Source organism: Undibacterium sp. Ji83W (assembly GCF_049340385.1).
GTDB lineage: Bacteria > Pseudomonadota > Gammaproteobacteria > Burkholderiales > Burkholderiaceae_D > Undibacterium.
On record NZ_JBMPOZ010000002.1, the window covers coordinates 299,453 to 322,043 of the forward strand.

Sequence of the window (22,591 nt, forward strand, 5' to 3'; positions counted from 1 at the left end):
ATGACTCTCCCCCCAAATGACAAAGAAAGTCTGCTCGTACCCATGGCAATGGATGCGTGGGTTGTAAATAAGTCCACCCTCAACAATGAAGTGTTGGCATGGTATTACGCTGATTACGACAAGCTGAACTCCTTTGAAAGCCCCATCCCACAGCCGTTTGATACACAGTCTCACAGCGCCCCGCAACACGGAGTTCATCTCCACTGGGCTTTGCCAGATGCGCTTACACATTCCATTCAACAGGCCAATGGATCATTTAACTTCCCATTCGTACCCAACCGCTGGCTGGTAGTGCGGTTTAACACCGCAAATAATCAATGGGGCATGAAGGCTTGGGTTGTCCAAAGTGATTACCAGCAGAATGACAAAAATGCCGGCTCTAGCGCTTTTCTCAATCCGTCTCAGGCCTCGGGTATTTCTGATGATGGCCAAAAAATTACGGTCAACAGCGCCAAAATCGGCACAAATTTTACGGTTGAAACCTGGCAAACACAGGGCGACCCGGCTGGGACACTCTTCTTGCAGGCAGTTGGGCCGGGTAATGTGTCGTTTTCTGCCTACAAACCGTTTTCTGAAAACGTCTTTTCTTTTGTAGATAACGATCTGCCTCATGAAGAGCAAGGCGGTTCATACCACTATAGCTATACAGTGGTAGGTTGGTACTCCAACCCGGCAGGCGACCCGTTAAATGGGGTAACCACCTTTCCCCCGTCCATTTGGAAATCACAAGCCGATTGGCAAAAGCAGACCCCCTCCCAACGTTTCACCGCCATTTTGGCGGCCCTGCACTGGGGATTACCATCCACAACCGACGCGCCTGCCACACCGCCTTCGACATCCTTGTATCACAGCTTTGTGGCAGATATAAAATGGCCGGATGGTGGCCAAAGCCTGGGCAACAATGGCCTGAAAAATGTTGAAGTGGCAGTGGGTAATACCGGTGTCGATGCGCTTTCAGCGTTGATTCAGAACTATGCCACCGTTGAGAGTCAATCTGACCCGACAAATAAAACCGCTTGGTTAAGTGCAGGCAATACGCTTTCCAGCCTAATTCAGGCTGCCGCGTTGGAATTGCTTGCTGATTATGACAAACCCGGCGGTACAGCATTGGTGCAGCAACAAGTCGAAAAATCATGGTTCGGGTCTGCCCCAGGTGGCACGGTCTGGCAGGTAGTTGCAAGCACAGACAGCACCAAAGCATTTGACGTTACAGATAACACGCTTACCCCAGAGCAAGCTGCCAAACTGCTGGAACAACTCAACGCACTCAATCTGCAGCAAAAAGAATTTGATCTCAAACAATATACAATCGAAAGTCAGCAGGGTGAGTTATATCGATTGTGGCTCAAACTCAGCCAAGCATCTAACTTTGGATGGGGTGAAGAACCCACTACCACCCCTTCTTTTGATGTATTGCATCCACTACTAAAAGAAAAGCTGTACCCTAATCTGCTTGCCGCGGTATGGAATATGTGCTGCACCCAGGCAAATGCTCAAGCCGCCCTGCCCGACCCCACTGACCCCGTCAAAGCCAACACTTGGGCCAATCAACAATGGACTTTTCCGGGCAGCGTAACGCTTGCCGAGTTGGGACTTCAATTAAAAGCCACATTGGCAAAGCGTTACTGGCACACTACCGACCCGGTGGTGCTGATCTGTGGCGCAGGGCGTGCATACAAACACGGTGAAGACGGTCGTTTTAATATTGATGGAACACTCACTTGTCGGTTACCGGGGCAAACCATCAGCGGGTTGAACGTCATAGGACAGCCTATCATCACAGCGTCGGCGCTCACAGGGGTCAACTTCAACCAGCTTTCTAAATTTACCGCCATCCCATCCATCCCGGCGCTGCTGGTAGAAGCCTTCTTTAGCGACCCGCTCAATGCCACCATCATGGCAAATGCAGTTATCGGAACAAACAACAAGGCACTGGCTGACTCTATCACTGCGTTATTGGGGGCTGATACCAGCAAAGGGACTTGGCAAGGCATTGCGCCCAGCCCTTTATCGTATGCCCTTTGGCATCAAGCTTGGTCGCCATTGTTTTTGGAATGGATGGTTCATTATTATCCAACGGCTGACCAAACCGGAGATTTCAGCTTGCCCGCGTGGACGTTTGACGGCAGCAACTATCACTGGACAGGTACAGATGTTGACGCCAGCCGTCTTCTTTCGTTTAAAGGCCGCAGCATTCTGACGCCTTTTGCACAAAACGTGTTGTCCGATAAGCTCGCGAAATACCTGAAAGCTTCGCCCTCGGTCGATACTACCCAAATGGAACAACTCTTAAAACAGGTTATGGATTGGGACATCATCGGACAAACCCTGAGCGGTTTAACTGACCAATTAATTACCCTGCTTTCACAAGAAACCTTTCCCCCGCCAACCTCGCAATCATCGGTTCCGTTACCTTACAAACACGGTAGCCCCACCCCACCCGTTGGTGATATCGTTCAGGAGCAATATCACTGGATGCCGACATTGACTACCAGTGCCGCGTACAGTACCTTCTTCCCAGTACGTGGTGGACTTGTGACGTTCCCTGCACAATCTCAAAATGGAAACGGCGGAACAACTCCCGGAAACTTGCAAATTGTGGATGCTTTTGGTCAAACCTACGATCTTACCGCGCCCAATACGCCACATGGGTTCCAGCCATTCATTAGCCCATCATTGATGCCTCCTGCGGGTGTCACCATACCAGATACCATCAATGTGCCCTTTGTGCTTGGGCCGCGCATCGTCCAAAGTGCTCAGCTCGAAATGACCTGGCTGCTGAACGGCGATGGCGATTTGACGATTAACAACCCCATTTGCGGCTGGCTGCTGCCCAACCACCTTGATAACAGCCTCGCCATTTACGACAGCACCGGGATGCTACAGGGAGAACTGGCGGCAGACCACTGGCGGCCGCGTCCCGGCCCCGATAACGGCCAACCCACCCCGGCCACCCCAAAAGAAATTGCCAATTTGACCCTGCGGAATGTGACAACTGCCTTGGCTGCACAACCCGCCAACACCCTGAACGATTTTATGCAAGTGGTAGATGAAACGCTCTGGCTGGTAAGCCCACTTAGCGGACGCGCAGATGCCTTTCTCCCTACATTAATGGGACGACCACTGGCCGTAGCCCAAATGCAGTTGAACCTGCAACTGCGTGGCGACCCGGCCACCAACCAGATGTGGAATTCTATGCTAACGCCAGATTCCACCATTGAGCATTTTACCGGAGTACAAGATACGGGTCACATTACTGGCCTGCGCTTCCCCGTGCGGCTTGGCAGCCTTGAACTGCGTAACGATGGCCTGTTGGGTTACTTTTTAACCGGGCCAGGCGGCTATTCCACCTTTTACACGGTTCACAATGCACCCAACCCAAATGCTTTTCTCAAGCCGATCTTGAAAACTGACGACGGCAACCCAGTGTTTCAAGGTGATTTGACGATCTCTGTAAATACACCTGTTACCGTCACTCTGCTACTCGACCCACGTGGTTGTGCTTACGCTTACACCGGCATTTTGCCGGTCAACAACCTGTCGCTAGATGCCGCGCTGGTGCAAGATTTTATCCGCAAGCTGTTGGTTAATTTCCAGACCGGACCAATTTTGGCAGACCCCGGCAGCTTGCGTACGCCAAAGCCCGCTGAAAAACAAGGTGATTGGGCCTGGTTGCAAAACGTGAACCAACAATGGGAGCAAGATTCCATCATCAATGTAAATGACGCTGCGCTTTTCCCCGCCCATCCGCCAATTTTGCGCGAAGGATGGTTACAGCTTTCGAACCTGAGCAGGAAAAAATAAATTTTGGGAGATGTATCTATGAGCGAAACCCTGCTTGACTATGTTTTAGCCTCCACGCCAAATCCACTGCAAGCCAGCAGTATCGCTGTGCTGACATTCCTCGCCACCAACAACAGACCGACTGCGGTCACGCTTAAGGGGATTTCCATCAAAATCCCGATTGGGCCAGCCGCTTCCGAGCTTGCAACTGGTTCAGAGCAAATAACACAAGCGGCCCCAAACACTCAATGGAAGCATAATGAGCCGAAGCTTGAAACAGGATTTGTGTCCTTTGTCTTTGTGCCGGTTGCGCAAAAACCGTTTACGCTTCAACCCAAAGACGAACTCACCTTTGTCCTTGCCAACATCCCGGTCAATAACAAGCCTGGAAGTGCCGAAATTACTGTAACCGAGGGCAGCAACGAATCGAACCCAACAACAATCTTAGGAATTTCAAAATTTCCGCCTGGTTGGGGAACCGTGAGCTTTTCAGCAATCCCAGCCAACATTAATGCAGGTGGGAATGTTACCCTAAGCTGGAATGGCCCTGCTGGTGCAACCTACAGTATTCAGTATATTGATGAGCATGAAAAAATCGTCAGCATTCCTGTCGATGGACAGCCACCGCTTGGAAATCAGGGTTCCTATCCGGGGCCGGGCCAACCTGATCTCTCGCTTGCACATACGACTGCATTTACCTTGTCTGTAGCGTATACTGACCCGAATACAAAAAGTACATACCATACTCAACAGCAACAAATTGTAGCCGTGGCCTCCGCCGCGCCTGAAATCACCAGCTTCACCGCTGAAATGGACTATAGCTCAGGTGAACCCATCTTGCTGTTGGATTGGGAAGCAACAAACGCCAATTACGTTGAGGGGTCATGGACATCAGAACTATTGGCTGCCAACCCGGAAGTAAAAACCCCCATCCACCCGCCGTTTGCAGCAGCCTATACTATTACAGCTCTCTCAGGTGGAGTAAGAAGTCAACCCAAAGGCATTCAGCTTGACTGGCCTGAAATCAAAAGTTTTACAGTTGAACTTAAGGATGATGATACAGGGAAGCCTGTGTTGCAGTTAAACTGGCAAACAGACACAGAGAAAACCGAATATGTTGAAGGGTCGTGGACATCGCCTAATGCTCACTTGGATGCCAACCCGACCAAGCCGATACCCATACTACCGCCTTTTACAGCAACATCCTACACGATCACGGCAGTTGGCAAATATGGGCTAAGGATTGAAAAAACAATCGACATCAAGTTTTTTTGGAAAAAATTAGCTGATATTCAAGTCGGCGAGAATCCTGGAGCATTAGCTTGTTCATTGGATGGCGCTTATGTTTTTGTGTCAGACCGTGATGATGAGAAAAATACTTTATCGGTGATTGAAATCAAGACTCTTAAAAAGAAGAAGACTGTAACAATCGAAGGGGGAGCGTATTCTGAATACCTTTCTATGGCGCTCACACAAGATTATATCTTTCTGATAAATAATGGTTTCGATAACATGATGGTGATTAATATAAAGACAGATGAAAGCAGGTCTTTGGAGTTAGCAAGCAGCGCAAAATTTGGTAAAGGCATTGCGATCTCTCCCACAGGTTCCTATGGTATTGCAGCATGCCAGACAATTTTTGGTGTCGATAATTGGCACGATAACCTACAGGTGTTCGATGCCCAAAAGCCTGAATTCACCCACAGGATATCTTTACAATCCTATACTAACGGATTGTTTTCTCTTGGCATCTCACTAGGTAATTCTTTTGGATTGGTTGCAAATCATAATGGGACTGCCACAGTGGTTGATTGCGAAAAATGGAATGTGATCTCCACAAAAAACATGGGGGCTGTACTTTCATCAAGTGCCATCTCGCCAGATTCTTCTTATGCGCTTGTTGCAGACTGGAAGCGAAATAATGTTTCTATGATTAATATTCGGAGTTTGCAAGTGGATCATACGATAGATGTGGGCCAGAATCCTTGTGCGATTGTCATCTCGCCAAATAATTTTGATGCATTTGTTGTAAATGAAAGTGATAAGACCGTCTCAGTGATTGATATTAAGACTCGCACAATAACCCAAACAATACCAGTGGGCCTCAACCCCCAATCAATTGCCATTTCACCAAATGGATGTTTTGTCTTTGTGGCAAACTATGATGACAGCACCGTCTCGGTATTGCGAATGCAGGTTGACTAATAATTTTCTAATTCCGAAGTTCGGTCTGAGTTTTTGCGTAAATTTAAGGAAAGATATCCATGAGTGCCGCCCTGATTGAATATGTTCTAGCCCCCACGCCAAATCTGCTGCAAGCCAACAGTACAGCCGAGCTGACACTGCTTGCCATCTCTTTGGCTGTTTGATCCTCCTCAAGAAAATAGCGGCGGCATTGGGACAAAGCATTCATCATTGTACTTGCTGCACCAAACGCCCCAATACCAATAGACCGTGGCATGTAGGATGCTCCAATATGTGAGAGCAAATCGAAGGCAGGTGAGAACCGATATTGATTGTTCTCAACTCTGAGAAAACCATGGTTGCATAGATGATCGTGTCCACTTATTAAGTGGACACTTGTACATGATAGATGACGGAATCAATACGCCAAGACGGCGTCGGCGGCAGAGTACCGAATTCAAGGCTCAAGTAATTCAGGCCTGCAAACAACCAAGTGTTTCAATTGCTGTCACAGCTTTGCGTTACCAGTTGAACGCCAATCTGGTCCGGATTTGGATCAGAGCTCATGATCAATTGGCGATAAAGTCAACGCAAACCGCACCGGTGACCCCAGTTCCCGAATTCATTCCAATTCAGTTGCCCGCGCCGACGATGGTCTCCACTACACCAGACATCGTGATTGAGATTAGACCAGGGGCTGCCAACGTGACTGTGCGCTGGCCGCACGCTGCCGCTGCTGAATGTGCCAATTGGTTGCAGAATTGGTTACGATGATGATTCGCATTGATGCGATATGACTGGCAGACGATTGTGCATTGCTCGGAACATCGTCCGGTGCTAAACGTAACATTGATACAATGATGAAGCATTTCATCGATTACTTAGATGTGTTCAACTGACTAACTACATCATATGAGGTACGCATATAATGTCTTGCCTGATGGTGAATTTATCGCAGAGGTAAAAAAACGTGGGCTAGACTTGCGTATTCGACGACGCAATGCCATCGACGAGCATTTGATCTGCCCAGATCACTAATAAATTCAACTACCCCTCAAAAATAATTAAGACCAGCACATTCACTAAAGTATTTTTGTTTAATTTTTTCACTACAATTATGAGTTGCGTTGCCATTATTGGCCACCTGCATTCAGAAATTTGGAAACTAGTTTTTTCCCCACTTAAATTTGCCACAAAAAATATTGTAAGGGATTCAATTGCAAGAAATTTATATTAGTACTGATGTCGAATCAGATGGCCCAATTCCCGGCCCATACTCCATGCTTACTTTTGGCTCAGCCGCCTATACTGCAGATAAGAACTTGATTGGCACTTTCACCGCCAATTTGGAAACATTACCTTATGCCTCCGCAGATCCTACCACTGCAGCATGGTGGCTTACTCAACCAGAAGCCTGGGCGGCGTGCCGGTCAAACCTGGAAACGCCAGAAGTTGCAATGATCCGGTATGTGACCTGGATCAAATCATTGCCTGGTAAACCGATTTTCGTCGCCTTCCCTGCGGGCTTCGATTTCATGTTCGTCTATTGGTATTTGATTCGGTATGCTGGGGAGAGCCCATTCAGCCTTTCTGCTTTGGACATGAAGTCCTTTGCTATGGCACTCATGAAGTCAGATTTTAAGAAAAGCGCAAAAAAATATATGCCTAAAGCCTGGTTTGATGAATTTCCTCATACCCATATCGCGCTTGACGATGCAATTGAGCAAGGGGCATTGTTTTGCAATATGCTGAAAGAAAATAGTAAATAAGGCGCTAGGATTTATTCAGTGCAGCCTCAGAAAAGAACAAAACCCCAATGATGGGGCTTTGTTTATACACGAGTATCCCCAGCTTCAATACTATCAAGCCAGACAAACAATGATTCACGGATAGCTTCTGCTTCAAACTGTGCGGCACTATCAAGTACTGTGTTCAACCACGGTGTTCCTACCCATTCCATACAAAGCCACACCTGTTGTCCAATATATAAAAACCCTTCTGGAGAGACATTAGCTTTAGGGGTATATCCAACGAATCCCCAATTCAGCAACTGAAGAGCTTAGTGTTGATCAGGCTGGATATTTTGTCCCAGGCATGTCGGGCGTATTACTCAGTTATGTACCAGAAGGCAGAGGCTCAGTAGGTGAAACTGGAATACCAGACGGGTCGAAACCACTGTCTATTATCCATTTTCGAATCGCACTCGCCTTAGCTACAGGCAACTTCGCTCCAAGTTCGGCGATAACGCGGTTGCCGGCCTCCCGGTCGTTAGCCAATATCGCTGCCGCAATTCGATCGACAAAGGATGGGCCGATGAATGCTGAGTGGGTGCCATCGCGTAAAACCTTCAGGCTGCTCCTGAGTTCAAACCATGGAAATGCGTACGAGACGATAGCTTCGGACAACTGTAGTGCAACCATGTCCAGCGAAGTACCGCTCTTAATATTGATTTCGCGATGCTTTGCCAAGTCGGTCGCTACTATTTCGTTTTCAGAAAAGAATCCGCGGAATAGTTTTCTCGGTAAAACCCCTTCGAGGCGCTCTCGATACTGACCACTAGCCTCGTGCGGTTTTTCGGCGCAGTCGGCGATCCATTCATAGCTTTGAATTTTTGATACTTCGCGACAGACGCAAGGGAACTGCACTGACAGGTTAACAAAGAATGCGCCATAGGCCCCTTCGTTCCACTTGTTTCCTTGCAAGTTTATGATGAGCCAACTCATGTCGGGATCGTCACCAATGGCGGCAACCAAGTCTCGCCCTTTCCTAGCGTAGCCTTGAGGCGCCAATGATAGCCCCAATAACTTTGCGACGTAGTCGATCTTCTTGCCGATTTTATCATCGTCTTGCGGTGGAGATAGGACGCGGGCCATAGGAGCTGAAATGCAAAGATAATGACGTTTTATAGCATATTGATGGGTTGGAGTGGCCGCTTTTTGCGGTGTAGATCAGGCTGGATATTTTGCCCCTGCGTGGCCGCCAGTACTCATCAGAGAAAATTTCCGCGTGAGGAAATGCTTCCCGTAATGAACGTCAGTTTCTCGTGTTAGCAGGGTTCGTACTTCTGACCTCCCAAATATGTCGCGGCATCTTAGGGATTCTTGCGCCATCTGGTTGGATGGGTTAGGAGTTTTTAACATTGCAATCCAGATTCTTTGCTTCGTCTAAAAGACAGTATTGCGAAAAATAAAGATGCTGCGCCAAAAAGTAATAAAAACCAATCCGGCTGGCCCGTTTTAATGGTTTGAAAAATACCAAAACCACCAAATAATGCAGAAAATAGAAACCACATAATAACGCCGGTCGCCAATTTTTTAGGCGATCCTATACCGTACATTTTTTTACCACGTTGGTTCATTTCATGAACATCGGCTGCCTCTTTTTCACATGTATCTGAGCAAGTGATGAACACCCCTGCGTCTTTAGCACAGCTACGACATACGGCTTTTCCACACGTCTTGCAAACTCCAATAGCCTGCGAACCTGCATGAGTGAAACATTCCATGAACTTAACTCCTAACGCAAAAGTGATGTGCGCCGCTAGTTGCAGCAAGCACGAAAAACGAACAATATCACGGCGTCCTGATCGACCGCCATGTTATACGGAATGGTCATTTGGAGGACTTGCTGGCAATAATTGATCGGTTGTTTCGAAGCACCTGCCAGCAGGCCAGCGAATATCTAGTTCCCCATCGGTGAGTGAAAATGGTGGATCAACAATTTCGCCAATGCCTATCCCCCGCCCCCAGGAGTCAAAGTCGTTTGCAACCCATGTTTCAGGGTTTTTCTGAACATAATTGCCAATTCGAAAGGGGTTTTCGTTGGGGGGCATAGTGGCAACTTATAACATCGAGCTGATCGGGACTGCGCACAACGCACAGAAACCGAAGAACAAGTGACTACAAAAAAAACATGCTATTTAGATGCCAATACGCGCAGTGTCCGAGCCGAGCGTCATGTTAAGGATTGATCTTCTCATATTGGATAATCTTTTCGCTGTTATTTTTTCAAGAGGATCGCAAAACCGACTCCTGCAATCAATGCAGCAACTATCATATGAATTTTATGAATTGTCCGTAATGGTAACGAAGCTGTGACTTGATATACCCTTTTAGAATCCAGGGAGATTAAATATCGATTAAGTGGCATGACGGGAAGATAGAAAAAAGTGAAATAATAGGTCGCAATATATGAGGTCTTTTCCATATCAACGAAAGATTTTCCATAGAGGCGAAATCCTATTCCATTAAATGTAATTAATGGCGGAGCTGTCATTACTATCATCATCCCCTTGCTCCAATCTCCATGAAGAAGCGGAAGCTTGTCAGCGGCACTGCTTGCAGATAACGATAAATTAGATTTTGGAGGAGCATCGATATCTTTAGAGTCGGTCATAAAGTTTCTTTAAATGGAAGTCAATCTACACATCACCAAATGGCAAACTAAATATACATTTTAACGTCTGAATTCACTGGCAGCCAAATAGCATATGAGGCACGAGCGACGCTTTTTGGATTTACAGTGGAATGAAAAATTAGATGGTTACAACTCTTGAGCATGCCCATCTCAGTCGCCCCAAGTGATATCTTCGTAGTAGAATTTGATGCTTGATAGTGTCATTTCCATCAAAGGTTCACTTGTATTGTGTTCGTGCGCAAAAAATAAGAACTCCCGAGAGGCAGACTCAAACTGCAGAATAGCGCAGCCTAAATCGATAAAATAGAGTGATCCGCCCTGAGCCTGCCCATAGTCAGCACTTTGGTCAGCAAAATATAGATCTGAGCACACTACCATTTAGGAAACTTTTACTAATAAGGTGTGGATTATACTAAGGCGCTATCAAAGTGCCATTTAAAAAATCAGATAATGATTTATTTTGGATAGTGCCAACGGAATATTCAGTATTAAATCCCGTTAAAAAAATAGGCGTATAAATTCCATCATAGCGAGGCCGAGGCTATCAAGAAAATTGATCATGAACTGGAGTATGTCGCCCATTTGCGCCTCATAGCGGAGGGAAACAGAGTGGGCATCTGTCAACACATCCGGATTGATGACATAGGGCTGTTTCAGCCCCACAGAATAAAAAAGCTGTATGACCTGGCCGACATTTGCCATGTGGAATTCAAACTTTAAAGGCGGGGTAACTGTTTGGATGCGATCCAGCGCCCAAGAATGTTGCCCGTAGCCGAATGAAACCGATAAGTTGGTTTCTGAGAGTTATGTTCGGTATTTTTTTACTTAACTCGCTTCGACAGTGTTTGTTGGATCAATGTTTGTATCTGCCGATCATTCAACTCGCTCAACTCTTTATAGGCAGCATCGGTTAATGCTTTGCTCCCTGTACCTTCGCCTCGTAGTTGATAAGAGCCTCCTTGTTTGTAGAAGTAGAATATAAACGGCATTGCAGGGCTTCCGGAATCTGTCATTACGACAAGCGACTTATGATCAGTGCAGCTATATAGCAGCCAGGATGTGCCACCAAAAGTTTTCTTTAATGGGCCTACAGAACAATCAAGTTGAGCATCCGCAGCATGAACAAACTGTGGAATCGCACCCCACAGAATAACTGCCAAGGCGAAAATCTTGATAGGCACCAGCATCACTTGCCTAAATTGAAAAACGAATCCTTCAACATAAGCAAAAAAAACGTAGGCAAGAGGACGGCGCATACCTTTAGGAGGATAGATTCCAGATATTTGCTCCAATGATTTAATCTCATTAAGCAAATTTATGGGAACGATCGTCAACTCAATTACCGATTTGGAGCGATCCATTATTTTCTCTCTACGAATTTTAAAAATGCCCTAATTGAATATTAGACCTGGTTGCAAATTATTTGCAATTTTTTTCAGTTGCAGTACATGAAAAATCTAACTCTTAGTATCCGGCGAGCCAAAAGTACCGCCGACCTTAATTCATATCCGGTGTCTCGGGCAACACTGCCCTGCCCTATCTGCGCTCTGAAGTCGTTAGTCTAAGCGGAGCGACAAACAAGTTCACCTATAACGCATTACCGGCACCCTAATCATTGCCGCAACAACCCTTTGCCTGCTCATTGCGTCGGCACCTTCCAGTATCGGTCTATCCATTGCTGATGCGTCGGCATCGCGGCAGCAGCATGCAAGAGCGTCATGCGCATTCCCTTGACGTATTCGACCAGCTTGTCCTCGGGCATGTCATCGACGATTGGGTGGTAGCCTTGCGGCGTGATACGCTGGCCGAGCATGACCTGGACCCAGCTTGGTAGCGCGAAGAAATCTTCGCCGTTGCGGAAATAGCGTCCATCGTAGCGGAATAGTTCTATAGCCTCGCGCAAGCTGTCTGGTATCGCCATGGTGCGGCAGTGCTTCCAGAATGGGGTGTCTTCGCGTTCTGTCGCGTGGTAGTGCAGTATCAAGAAATCGCGGATACGTTCGTATTCGATCACGGATTCACGGTTGTAGCGTTCGGCCAGCAGCGGATTGAAATCACACTTGGGGAACAAGCTCAGTAAGCGAGTGATGCCGGACTGTGCCAGGTAAATACTGGTTGACTCCAGTGGTTCGAGGAAGCCACTGGCCAATCCCAATGCCACCACATTTTTGTTCCAGAACTTCTTGCGCATGCCCGTAGTGAAACGCAGCTGGCGCGGATCGGCTAGCGCCTTGCCATCCAGGTTGGCCAGCAGGGTTGCGGCAGCTTCGTCATCGCTGATATGCTCACTTGAATACACATAGCCATTACCAACCCGGTGCTGCAATGGTATGCGCCACTGCCAGCCTGCAGCACGTGCTGTGGCACGCGTGTAAGGGGTAATCGGATCGACACTTTCGCTGGGCACTGCCAGTGCACGGTCGCACGGTAACCAATGTGTCCAGTCAGCGTAGCCGGTCTTTAGTGTTTGCTCTATCAGCAGCGCGCGGAAACCTGAGCAATCGATAAACAATTCGCCGCCGACGACTGCACCGTTTTCCATCGTCACCGACTCGATAAAGCCATCGTTGTCGCGCTGCTTCACGCCGACGATTTTACCTTCGATGCGCTGTACGCCACGGTTTTCTGCCAGTTCACGCAAATAGCGTGCATACAGAGTAGCGTCGAAATGATAAGCATAGGCTATGTCGGCCAGCGGCGAATTGGGTGGCGCATTATGGTCTCCGGCGGCGAACTTGCCACGTGGTGCCATCACTGTCTGTGGGGAGTAGTCGCCGATCGGCGCAGCGCGGCCAGACAGAAACAGCTTGAGCCAGAACTGATGAAATGGCAGCGGTCCCAGTGAACGACCGATTGCGCCAAAGCCGTGGATATAGCTGTCGCCGATGCGGCCCCAGTCATTGAATTGAATGCCGAGCTTGATGGTGCCCTGTGTACGCTTGACGAACTCGGCTTCGTCTATGCCCAGCAATTGTCCGTTGAATAGTCTGATGTGCGGAACGCTGGCCTCACCTACACCGACGATGCCTATCTCTTCGGACTCAATCAGGCGTATCGTGGCCCCCTTCCCCAGATAGGTAGCAAGAGCTGCAGCAGCCATCCAGCCCGCGCTGCCGCCACCGACGATAGTGATATTGCTGATACGGTTGTTCGTAGTCATCGCGTCTCCAAAAAAAACGGCAGTGGCCACTTGGTCGACCACTGCCTTAAAGACTCCCTGGCCTTGCAGCGCGGGGAGTTTGCGGGTTGAAACTTATAGATGAGAGCTTGTAAACTAGAACTTATAATTCAAGCCTACGTAGATAACACGGCCGGCATAGCTGTTTGAGTAGAAACGGTCCTTGGTATCGTTGCCGAGGTGAGAACTCGACTCTGACTGGGTCAGGTTCAACACCGAGGCGGTCAGGCTAAGCTGCGCGTTAAAGTTATATGCAGCGTTCAGGTCCAGCTGGGTGTATGGATCCTGATAGACATTCAAGCCATTGACCAGGCCGCCCACTACTTCGCCGCGGCGGTTGTACGAAGCACGTACCAGGTATTGATCGGTGCTATAGAACACGGTAAGGTTGGTCTGGTTCCTGGCGCTGCCAACCAGTGGTGACTTGCCAATTTCCTTGCCGTCGGCGAGCGTGATCGCAGCCTGGTTGGTATTGTTGTAGGTGTAGTTGAACTGAAAACCAAGGCCAGAACTGAGTGTATGCTGCGCATACAATTCAATACCTTGGGAGACAGCATCACGACCACCAGCGCTGGTTGAGTAGTTTTGTACAGTCACCGTGTTGCCACCGACAACCATGGGCATGCTCAGCACGACCGGCACGGCGAAGTTACTGACGTTCTTGCGGAACACGCCCGCACCCAGCACTGAGCCGCGATGGAAATACCATTCCAGACCCAGGTCGAACTGGGTAGCCTTGTACGGTTCCAACGCTTTATTACTGCCTTGCCCGAACCAGCCCTGCTGGTCAGCACCGCCGATCAGGCGGCGGTCATTGACATATTCCTGACTGTAGTAATTCAAGCTGCCGGGAGAAGCGATGTCACCATAGCCTGGCCGTGCCACTACCTTGGAAGCGGCTGCGCGCAACACCAGCTTGTCACTCAGATCATAGGCCAGATTAAAGCTTGGCAGTACGTCGGTGTAGTTGCGATCAAGCGAGCTGACCACGAACGAGGATTTGCGTCCCGTGCTTTCTGGTAGCGTGGTGTAGCCGCTCACGCAACCAGAACCAGCCGGCGCACCAGCGGCAGGCAAGCCGCCCGCAAGGCATGGTGCAGGCGTGCCGTTGGCACCATTGAAGAAATAATCGTTGTAGTAATCTACCTGGTCCGTCGAATCGGCATGCTGCTTGGTTTGCACCAGTCGCAGACCGACATTCCCACGCAGGCGCTCAGTCTTGATGTTAGCCTGCAGATAAGCTGCTGTAATCTTCTCGCTGACGTTATAGACGAAGTTGTCTTCGTTACGCGTCCGCATCTGACCGTAAGTCTGATTCAGGTAAGCGATATAGGCAGGGAAATTGATTGCCGGGAATGCACTCGCGTTGAAGCCGCCTGCAATATTATCCAGCGAAGTCGGGTACAGGAAACCGGGCTGGAACCTGGAGGCGCTGGAGTCGCAGCCTGCCTGGTAGCGGTTGTCGTAGTTACTGCCATCGGTACCCTTGCAGGCCCAGTAATTGTTGCCAGTGCTGCGGTGGGTGCCACCGTCACGGTACTTGACACCGAACTGCAGGGAATCCAGCCAGTTGCCGTCGGTATGCCAGGTAAAGTCGGCCTGGGCATACTTTTGCTCGGTACTGTTTTTTGTCCATGACGACGAGGTTGAACCCAAGTCGATTTCGCCTATGCCTTTTTGCAGGTTCGACATGAGTTGCGGCGAGAATATCATCGTTGGCGTACCGACGGTACTCCAGGAACTGGCGTAATTACCCAGTGTCCAGCTGTTGTCAGCGTTTTGCATACGCGGTTTGATCGGCATGGTGAATTGCATCTCAGGGCCACCGCTGGCCCAGGTACGACCGCCCTTGAAGGTAGCGTCGATTGATGTGCCGCGCCATTCGGCTTCGAAGTCGGCAGTCTGCGACAAGGAGCGTTCGCGGTTGTAGCTGCCCGTGATCTGCGGCGTTGGTATGGTGCAGTCGTCCGGACCGAAGCCGCCGGTGTTTTTGATGCCACCTGCAGCCGCTGCATCGCCGCTGCAATAATAGGTCTTGCCGGGACGAGCGCTGTATTGCGCGCCAGTGACGATGGTGCCACTACGGTCAAAAGTCAGGCCATCAAGCATGCGGCCTCCGGGCCAGTTGCCATCACCGTCATAGCGAGCGAGGTTCCATTCTGGAATCTTTAAGGTATTGGTCTGTGAGTTTTGCGACAGATCAAAACGGAAGTAGTTGGCGGTCAGATTCAGGTTGCGCACTGGTTTGAATTGCAGCGTCAATTGCCCGCCTTTGCGTTCACGGTCCTCACTCTTGACATCAAGATTGACCGAGGTAGGCATCATGGAATTGGTATAGTACTTGCCACTCTGGTCGTAGAAACCAGACTGCCCCCACCATTTAGAGTTCAGGCCCGACGGCGCACCATTGACATCGACTGCGGGGTGGGTTTTGTAGTTGTCTGCATACCATTGCCAGTTTTCTGTACTGGCACCCATGGTGCGCGTGGTGCGCTTTTGCTGGGTATAACCAACCAGTACGCCCAGACGATTATCTTCATCATGCCAGGCATACTGGCCGGAGAACTGTCCATCGACTTTCTTGCTGGTATCGGCCCAGGTCCCTTCGGCTGAGACAAAGCCACTATTGGACTTGACCTCCAGCGGACGGCGCGTGCGCAGGATCACCGTGCCACCTATGCCGCCTTCGTCGAGGCGGGCTTCCGGTGTCTTGTACAACTCGGCACTTGAGAGCATGTTCGACGGCATCAGCATGTAGTTGAATGAGCGCGTAGGGTCACCATTGGATTCTGCCGTGGCGATGTAGTTGCCATTCAATTGGGTCAGTGTCAATTCAGAAGACAAGCCGCGAACGCTGACATTTTTACCCTCGCCACCGCTGCGGTTAACGATCACGCCAGGCACGCGCTGCAATGCGTCAGCCACGTTTTTATCAGGGAACTTGCCTACATCTTCAGCGGTGACTACTTCAACAATGGCGTTGGCAGAACGCTTTTGATCAAGACTTTTCTCGATAGCATAACGATAGCCGGTCACGACTACCGAAGCCGGCTGTTTCGCGTCAGCCAGAGTCTCGGCCGACTTCTCTGCCGTTTTTTCAGTTGGTGCAGTTTGCGCATGAGCAGTGGAAAGGGCCAGCAGAGCGGCCCCCACTGCCATTGCAATGGGTGTTGCTCGGTAACGGCGCTGCTGTGAAGCGAGATGTGTTCTGAAGCTCATGTATGTCTCCTGGTTGTGCCCGATCACGGGCTTTTTATATGGCGCTGGCAGGGTTCTCTTCATTCGTGGAGCAGGCGGTTACCTTCCGCATCTGCTCGCTTCCCCAGTGTGCGTACAGCGCAAACTGGTGAGAGTCCCGACGATTTACTAAACGACACAAAACTATCTGCGTGTCGTTGGGCATCGCATTACACCCAGAGATGTTTATACAAAAGAAAACTCAGCACTCAAACAAAATTTCAAAATTAGGATGAAGTTTAGTTTGATTAGTAAACGCTGGTCGGGAGATAGGTGTGGCGATTCTGCTACATTTACCAACTGCAGAAAGACCGATTCCTGTCGATCAACCTCCAGCGCATCGGCAGGCATCAAGCAGATGCACGCAATGCGTAAAATTGAGAAAAAAAATGGGCAAGCAACAGTGTCACAAGTGTTTTACTTGAACGTCCTGCTTAAGACAGGCGGATTTGGGCACGACAGGAACATGAAATTCGTACTCCAAACAAGTTTGCATTGCACCGCCAAAGATGCCTGCGAGTGAGTCCTCTATCGAAAGAGCAGCTCTTTTGTTTAGTGAACTTTATAAACAAGCACGCATTTTCTTGATTCATTTGAAGTAAATAATTCGACGCGATATAAATATCATCAAGAGAAAAACTTGATGCAAACACGAAAACAGCAAAAAAACAGAGCCTTTGCGTTTATTAAACCATGGCACAGAGATTATGAAGATGCAGCAGCACTATCTCGCTCACTTCATGTTGATGTGCGCTAGTACACCCGGTCCCCTCACATTTATTTGAGTATCATTCCTTGATGTGGTTTTGATATCGAGATGCCTAGTCTTTCAGCCAACCAGCACCCCTGCCCTGGCTTTCATTTCAGTTTGATTGGAGTCCCACAATGTCCTACCAGGTTTTGGCAGTTTTGACACTTTGCAGCGGTATCTTCTGCACAAACTCATTTGCGGGGCAAGTAGAAAAGCCTGCTGAAAAAACGGTCGAGTTGGCACTTATTCCCAAACCGGCACATCAACAATTGGGACAAGGCAGTTTTAGCCTTTCTGGGAAAACCCGGCTGTTCGTCAATGATGCGGCAGCATTGTCGAATGCGGGCCTCTTGAATGACAAACTGGAGCAGACGCTGGGTTTCAGATTGGCCGTGCTGCAAAGGCTGCCTGGCAAAGCCGATAGCAACTATCTGCTCTTAACGACCGAACCAGATGCGCTGAACAAGGTAGATCATAAGCAAAATCTGGATGAGGCTTATGCACTGGATATCAACCCACATTCCATAGAATTGAAAGGTGCAGCAGCCGGCCAATTCTATGGGATGCAAACCTTGCTGCAGATGATGCCAGCCAAGACTAGCCCTGTCGCCCATTTGCGCACCGTCAGCATTGCGGATACCCCACGCTTCTCCTGGCGTGGCATGCATCTGGATGTAGGGCGACATATGGTGTCGGTAGAGTTTATCAAGAAATTCCTCGATCAGATGGCTTTCTACAAAATGAATACCTTCCACTGGCATTTGACAGAAGACCAGGGATGGCGCATAGAAATAAAAGCCTATCCCAAACTGACAGAGGTGGGGGCCTGGCGCAAGGAAAGTACGCTAAAGCGACATGTAGAACCTTACATAGGTGATGGCAAACCATATGGCGGCTTTTATACCCAGGAACAGATCAAGGAAATCGTTGCCTATGCTACTGCCCGCCATATCACTGTGGTGCCAGAAATAGAATTGCCCGGTCATGCCCAGGCAGCTTTGGCAGCTTACCCTGAGCTGGCCTGTACACCAGGGCCGTTTGAGGTGGCAACCAACTGGGGCATATTTGAAGATATTTTTTGTCCAAGCGAAGCCACCTTCGGTTTCCTGGAAAACGTGTTAACCGAGATCATGGCTTTGTTCCCGGGCCAATACTTGCATATCGGTGGTGATGAAGTACCCAAAGTGCGCTGGAAGAAAAGCGCTCTCGCACAGGAAGTCATGCGCAGGGAAGGCTTGAAGAATGAAGAAGAATTGCAAAGCTGGTTCATTCGCCGCATAGAAAAATTCATCAACAGCAAAGGCAAGCGTCTAATAGGCTGGGATGAAATTCTGGAAGGTGGCCTGGCACCGGACGCCACTGTCATGTCCTGGCGTGGTGAGGACGGCGGCATTGCAGCAGCCAGGCAAGGCCATGATGTGATCATGAGCCCCACCAGTCATTGTTATTTCGATGCTGGCCAGGGGCCGAAAGAACAAGAGTCATGGGAACTGGGAGGTGAACTGTCGATAGAAAAAGTGTATGCCTACAATCCCGTACCTGCCGTGCTCAATGGCGAAGAGCAGCGCCATATCAAGGGAGTGCAAGCAAATATCTGGACTGAATACCTGAGCAAGCCAGAGATGATTGAATACATGGTCTATCCCCGTCTGCTGGCGATGGCAGAAGTGGCGTGGACTGCACAGCAAGGGAAAGAGTACACCAGCTTTGAAAAAAGGCTGGAGGCTCACTATCCCAGATTGCAACAAGCCAGGCTGGCATATCGCATTCCCCGCCCTAGCGGCCTGCCAGCACAAGTCAATACGACAGATAAAACTTATGCTCTGACCCTGCACTCGCCAGTGGCGGGCAGCAAGATGTATTACACCGTTGATGGCACTGTTCCTGACACCAGCTCGGCCCGGTATCTTCGCCCGCTGGTGCTTGCTGTCAAGCCAGGCCAGGATAGTGTCGTGCAAGTGTTGACGCTTAGTCCCGATGGCAGACATAGCGCCGTACAGCGCAGTGTCATCCGCAGCACTAGCGCTGGGCAGAAATAAGCCGAATTTGTCCTGCATTAGTAGTGACCGGGCCAACCTGCCTCTCCCTACTCCTTTCTTCATCGGATTCAATATGAACATGCCCCGGTATTCCTTCAGGCGAATTTTGCACAACACTTGCCTGGCCTTGCTTGCTGCCTCGTCCAACCTGCTCATGCTCACGTCTGCCGGCGCAGCCACCATCCTTGTTCAGGATTTACCCGGCACCTGGACTTTTCGCTTGCTACCCGACGACCCTGCCACTGCCAAATATGCCGAAGCCACGCAATGGCATACAGCACAAGTACCTGGTCATGTCCACACGGATTTGCTGGCTCATCAGTTGATTGTCGACCCTTATGTTGGCGATGCCGAAGCTGCCTTGCAATGGATAGGCAATGCAGCGTGGGAATACAAACTGGAATTTGATCTGGATGAAAAAAACCTGAAATCAAAACACCAGGACCTGGTGTTTGAGGGCATAGATACTTTTGCTGATATCTATTTGAATGGCAAGAAAATGGCAGCAACGGATAATGCTTTCCGGCGCTGGATCATTCCTGCAAAAACGCTACTGAAAAAACATCAGAATGAATTGAAAATCATCCTGCATTCGCCAATACAAAGGCTGCTGCCACAAGTGCAAGCCATGCCCATCAAATTGGCGGGCAACTATCCATCGCCGTTTGGTGATGAGCCACGTGACGCCATGACCGGCAATTTCGCCCGCAAGCCTGGCTATCATTATGGCTGGGACTGGGGCCCACGCTATGTAACTGCCGGTATCTGGCGTGCTGTAAAGATTGTCAGCTATGACGATATCCTTCTTCAGGATTTCCATATTCAGCAAGACAGGCTAAATGCACAAAGTGCAGACTTGCAAGCCAGGTTTGAAGTGCAAGCCGATAAAGATGGCCAGGTAGATCTGGAACTGCACGTCAGTGACCCGGATGGCAAGCAGATCATGTCCAGAAACTTGCATGCCAGCGTCAAGAAAGGCCGTAACCAGCTCTCGCTGCCACTACTGCTCAAGAATCCACGCCGCTGGTATCCGCATGGTATGGGTGAGCAAGCCTTGTACAGTTTTGAGCTCAGTCTGAAAAAGGGCAAGCAACTCATAGCCGAAGTAAAAAAGCGCACAGGCCTGCGCCAGGTTGAACTTCGCCGTGACAAGGACAAATGGGGACAGTCCTTTGGCTTTGTCATCAATGGTGTACCGGTATTTGCCAAGGGTGCCAATTTGATTCCTTTTGATATGTTCCCCAATCGCGTCAAACCTGAGCAAATGCGCGCTATTTTGCAGTCGGCCAAGGATGCCAACATGAACATGCTGCGACTATGGGGTGGCGGCTACTACGAAAGTGATGCCTTTTACGACATGGCAGATGAACTTGGCTTGATGCTCTGGCAAGATTTCATGTTTGGCGGTGGCGTGGTACCTGCCTATGATAAAAAATTCCGTGAGAATGTCATTGCCGAGGCCAGGGACCAGTTATTGCGCTTGCGCTTCCACCCCAGCATCGTGCTCTGGTGTGGCAATAATGAAGAAGAAACGGCCTGGAAGGATTGGGGAATAGGGAAAAAACTCACTGAAGAAAATCCGGTTTTTGCCGAGCATGTCTGGGCAGGCTATGTCGCCCTGTTTGGCAAGGACTTGCGTGAACAGGTTGCTCTTTATGGTGCAGGTGTGCCCTATTGGTCCAGCTCACCCAGCAATGATCTTGCGGACAAGGCGAACGATAGCAACAATGGTGACAAACATTACTGGGATGTATGGGCGGGTTCGCAAGCAGTCGAATCGTATTTGTCCGAGACACCCAGGTTCATGTCGGAATTTGGTTTGCAAGCCTGGCCGGTACAGAGTACGGTCGATGCCTTTGCGCCACGTAGTGAACAAAAGATAGATGGGCCGCTTATCCGCCCCCACCAAAAGTTTCTGGCCGGTGAAGGCAATCAACGCTTGCTGCTCTACATCCGCGCTAATTACCATGAGCCAAAAACCTTTGCTGACTTTATTTACCTCAGTCAGCTAATGCAGGCAGAAGGTATAGAGATGGCATCGCTACATCATCGCAGCAGCATGCCGCGCACCATGGGTTCGCTGTACTGGCAATTGAATGATGTATGGCCTGGTGCTTCATGGTCCAGCGTCGATTATTTTGGTCACTGGAAGGCTTTGCATTTCCATGCAAGACGGTTTTTCGCACCGCTGACCGTGGCCGCTTTGCATGACAAGGGAGTCACTCGCCTGAGTGCGATATCCGATTTGCAGCAAGAGCAAAACCTGGCATGGCGGCTACGCATCATGGACGTGCATGGCAAGGTCCTGCGTGATGAAACCCAAGCATTCAAACTGCCCGCCAACAGCGCAGTGGAACTGGCGCAGATCGAGGATGCAAATTTGCCAGCCGGAACAGATGCGAAAACAACCTATGTCGTGGTCGAGTTGATCAGGGAAGGTAAAAGTATAGCGCGCAGCATTGCCTATCTACAGCCATCCAAACTTATGCAATTGCCCGATCCTGGGCTGGAAGCGACTATTGCCATCGAGGCTGACCATTATCGTTTGGACTTGCGCGCGGACAAGCTGGCGCGCGCAGTCTGGCTGGATTTTGGCGAGCATCAAGCCCGTCTATCGGACAATGCCCTGACCTTGCTGCCTGGCGAAAGCATATCCCTGCGCCTGGACAGTGTGCAAAGCCTGACTAACCTGCGTGCCAGTCTGCATATTCGTCATCTGGCCCAGCTTCAAATTGCGTCACCTTAGAGGAATTGGCAAGTATCTCTTTGTACAGATGCGCCAAGTTGGATTTCTTGGCAAGGGAGTTAAAGAGTTGAGCTTGCCAAGCTTGTGTCGTGAGAAAAAAGAAAGCAGGACCGGGGGCTGTCCTGCTTGTAACCTTGCATTGTATGGTTGAAATTTGGTTGGCGCTGGTCAAACTAGTCACTCAATACACACTTTGTTGACCCTGTTTTTTATGAATAAGGCGGCATTTCCCCGTAATAGCGGCTTCCTTCAACACT

Annotated in this window: 13 protein-coding genes; 6 read left to right on the plus strand and 7 right to left on the minus strand. The window is 49.5% G+C overall.

Annotated elements, in window-relative coordinates; genetic code table 11:
- From ACO0LD_RS05565 to ACO0LD_RS05580, 4 genes are all read left to right on the plus strand, one after another.
- Positions 1-3,804: a hypothetical protein gene (locus tag ACO0LD_RS05565; RefSeq protein WP_423004568.1), complete on the plus strand. Its 3,804-nt coding sequence runs from the start codon at positions 1-3 to the stop codon at positions 3,802-3,804.
- Positions 3,805-3,822: 18 nt separating this feature from the next.
- On the plus strand, positions 3,823-5,988 hold the full coding sequence (locus ACO0LD_RS05570; RefSeq protein ID WP_423004570.1) for a YncE family protein: 2,166 nt from the start codon (positions 3,823-3,825) through the stop codon (positions 5,986-5,988).
- A gap of 381 nt (positions 5,989-6,369) precedes the next feature.
- Complete coding sequence (locus tag ACO0LD_RS05575; RefSeq protein ID WP_423004572.1) at positions 6,370-6,741, plus strand: transposase; 372 nt, start codon at positions 6,370-6,372, stop codon at positions 6,739-6,741.
- A 443-nt stretch (positions 6,742-7,184) separates the two neighbouring features.
- Positions 7,185-7,736: an exonuclease gene (locus ACO0LD_RS05580; RefSeq protein WP_423004574.1), complete on the plus strand. Its 552-nt coding sequence runs from the start codon at positions 7,185-7,187 to the stop codon at positions 7,734-7,736.
- Positions 7,737-8,081: 345 nt separating this feature from the next.
- Here ACO0LD_RS05580 and ACO0LD_RS05585 read toward each other — a convergent pair whose 3' ends face one another.
- The 7 genes from ACO0LD_RS05585 to ACO0LD_RS05615 all read right to left on the minus strand — a co-directional run bounded on the left by ACO0LD_RS05585 (position 8,082) and on the right by ACO0LD_RS05615 (position 16,780).
- Positions 8,082-8,840, minus strand: a complete 759-nt coding sequence (locus ACO0LD_RS05585; protein WP_423004576.1) for a DUF4304 domain-containing protein — start codon at positions 8,838-8,840, stop codon at positions 8,082-8,084.
- 260 nt (positions 8,841-9,100) lie between these two features.
- Entirely contained in the window at positions 9,101-9,472 is a 372-nt protein-coding gene (locus ACO0LD_RS05590; RefSeq protein ID WP_423004577.1) for a hypothetical protein, read from the minus strand.
- Between the two features lie 494 nt (positions 9,473-9,966).
- Positions 9,967-10,362, minus strand: coding sequence for a hypothetical protein (locus tag ACO0LD_RS05595; protein ID WP_423004579.1), 396 nt, complete (start codon positions 10,360-10,362; stop codon positions 9,967-9,969).
- A gap of 519 nt (positions 10,363-10,881) precedes the next feature.
- Positions 10,882-11,085: a hypothetical protein gene (locus ACO0LD_RS05600; protein ID WP_423004581.1), complete on the minus strand. Its 204-nt coding sequence runs from the start codon at positions 11,083-11,085 to the stop codon at positions 10,882-10,884.
- A 119-nt stretch (positions 11,086-11,204) separates the two neighbouring features.
- Complete coding sequence (locus tag ACO0LD_RS05605; protein WP_423004583.1) at positions 11,205-11,744, minus strand: hypothetical protein; 540 nt, start codon at positions 11,742-11,744, stop codon at positions 11,205-11,207.
- Positions 11,745-12,022: 278 nt separating this feature from the next.
- On the minus strand, positions 12,023-13,543 hold the full coding sequence (locus ACO0LD_RS05610) for a tryptophan halogenase family protein (RefSeq protein ID WP_423004585.1): 1,521 nt from the start codon (positions 13,541-13,543) through the stop codon (positions 12,023-12,025).
- 114 nt (positions 13,544-13,657) lie between these two features.
- Entirely contained in the window at positions 13,658-16,780 is a 3,123-nt protein-coding gene (locus ACO0LD_RS05615) for a TonB-dependent receptor (RefSeq protein ID WP_423004587.1), read from the minus strand.
- Between the two features lie 903 nt (positions 16,781-17,683).
- On the opposite strand from ACO0LD_RS05615, the gene ACO0LD_RS05620 reads away from it, so the two are divergent.
- A complete protein-coding gene (locus ACO0LD_RS05620) occupies positions 17,684-19,588 on the plus strand; it encodes a beta-N-acetylhexosaminidase (protein WP_423004589.1) in 1,905 nt (634 codons plus the stop codon).
- Between the two features lie 73 nt (positions 19,589-19,661).
- Positions 19,662-22,334, plus strand: a complete 2,673-nt coding sequence (locus ACO0LD_RS05625; protein WP_423004591.1) for a beta-mannosidase — start codon at positions 19,662-19,664, stop codon at positions 22,332-22,334.
- The last annotated feature ends 257 nt before the right edge of the window (positions 22,335-22,591 follow it).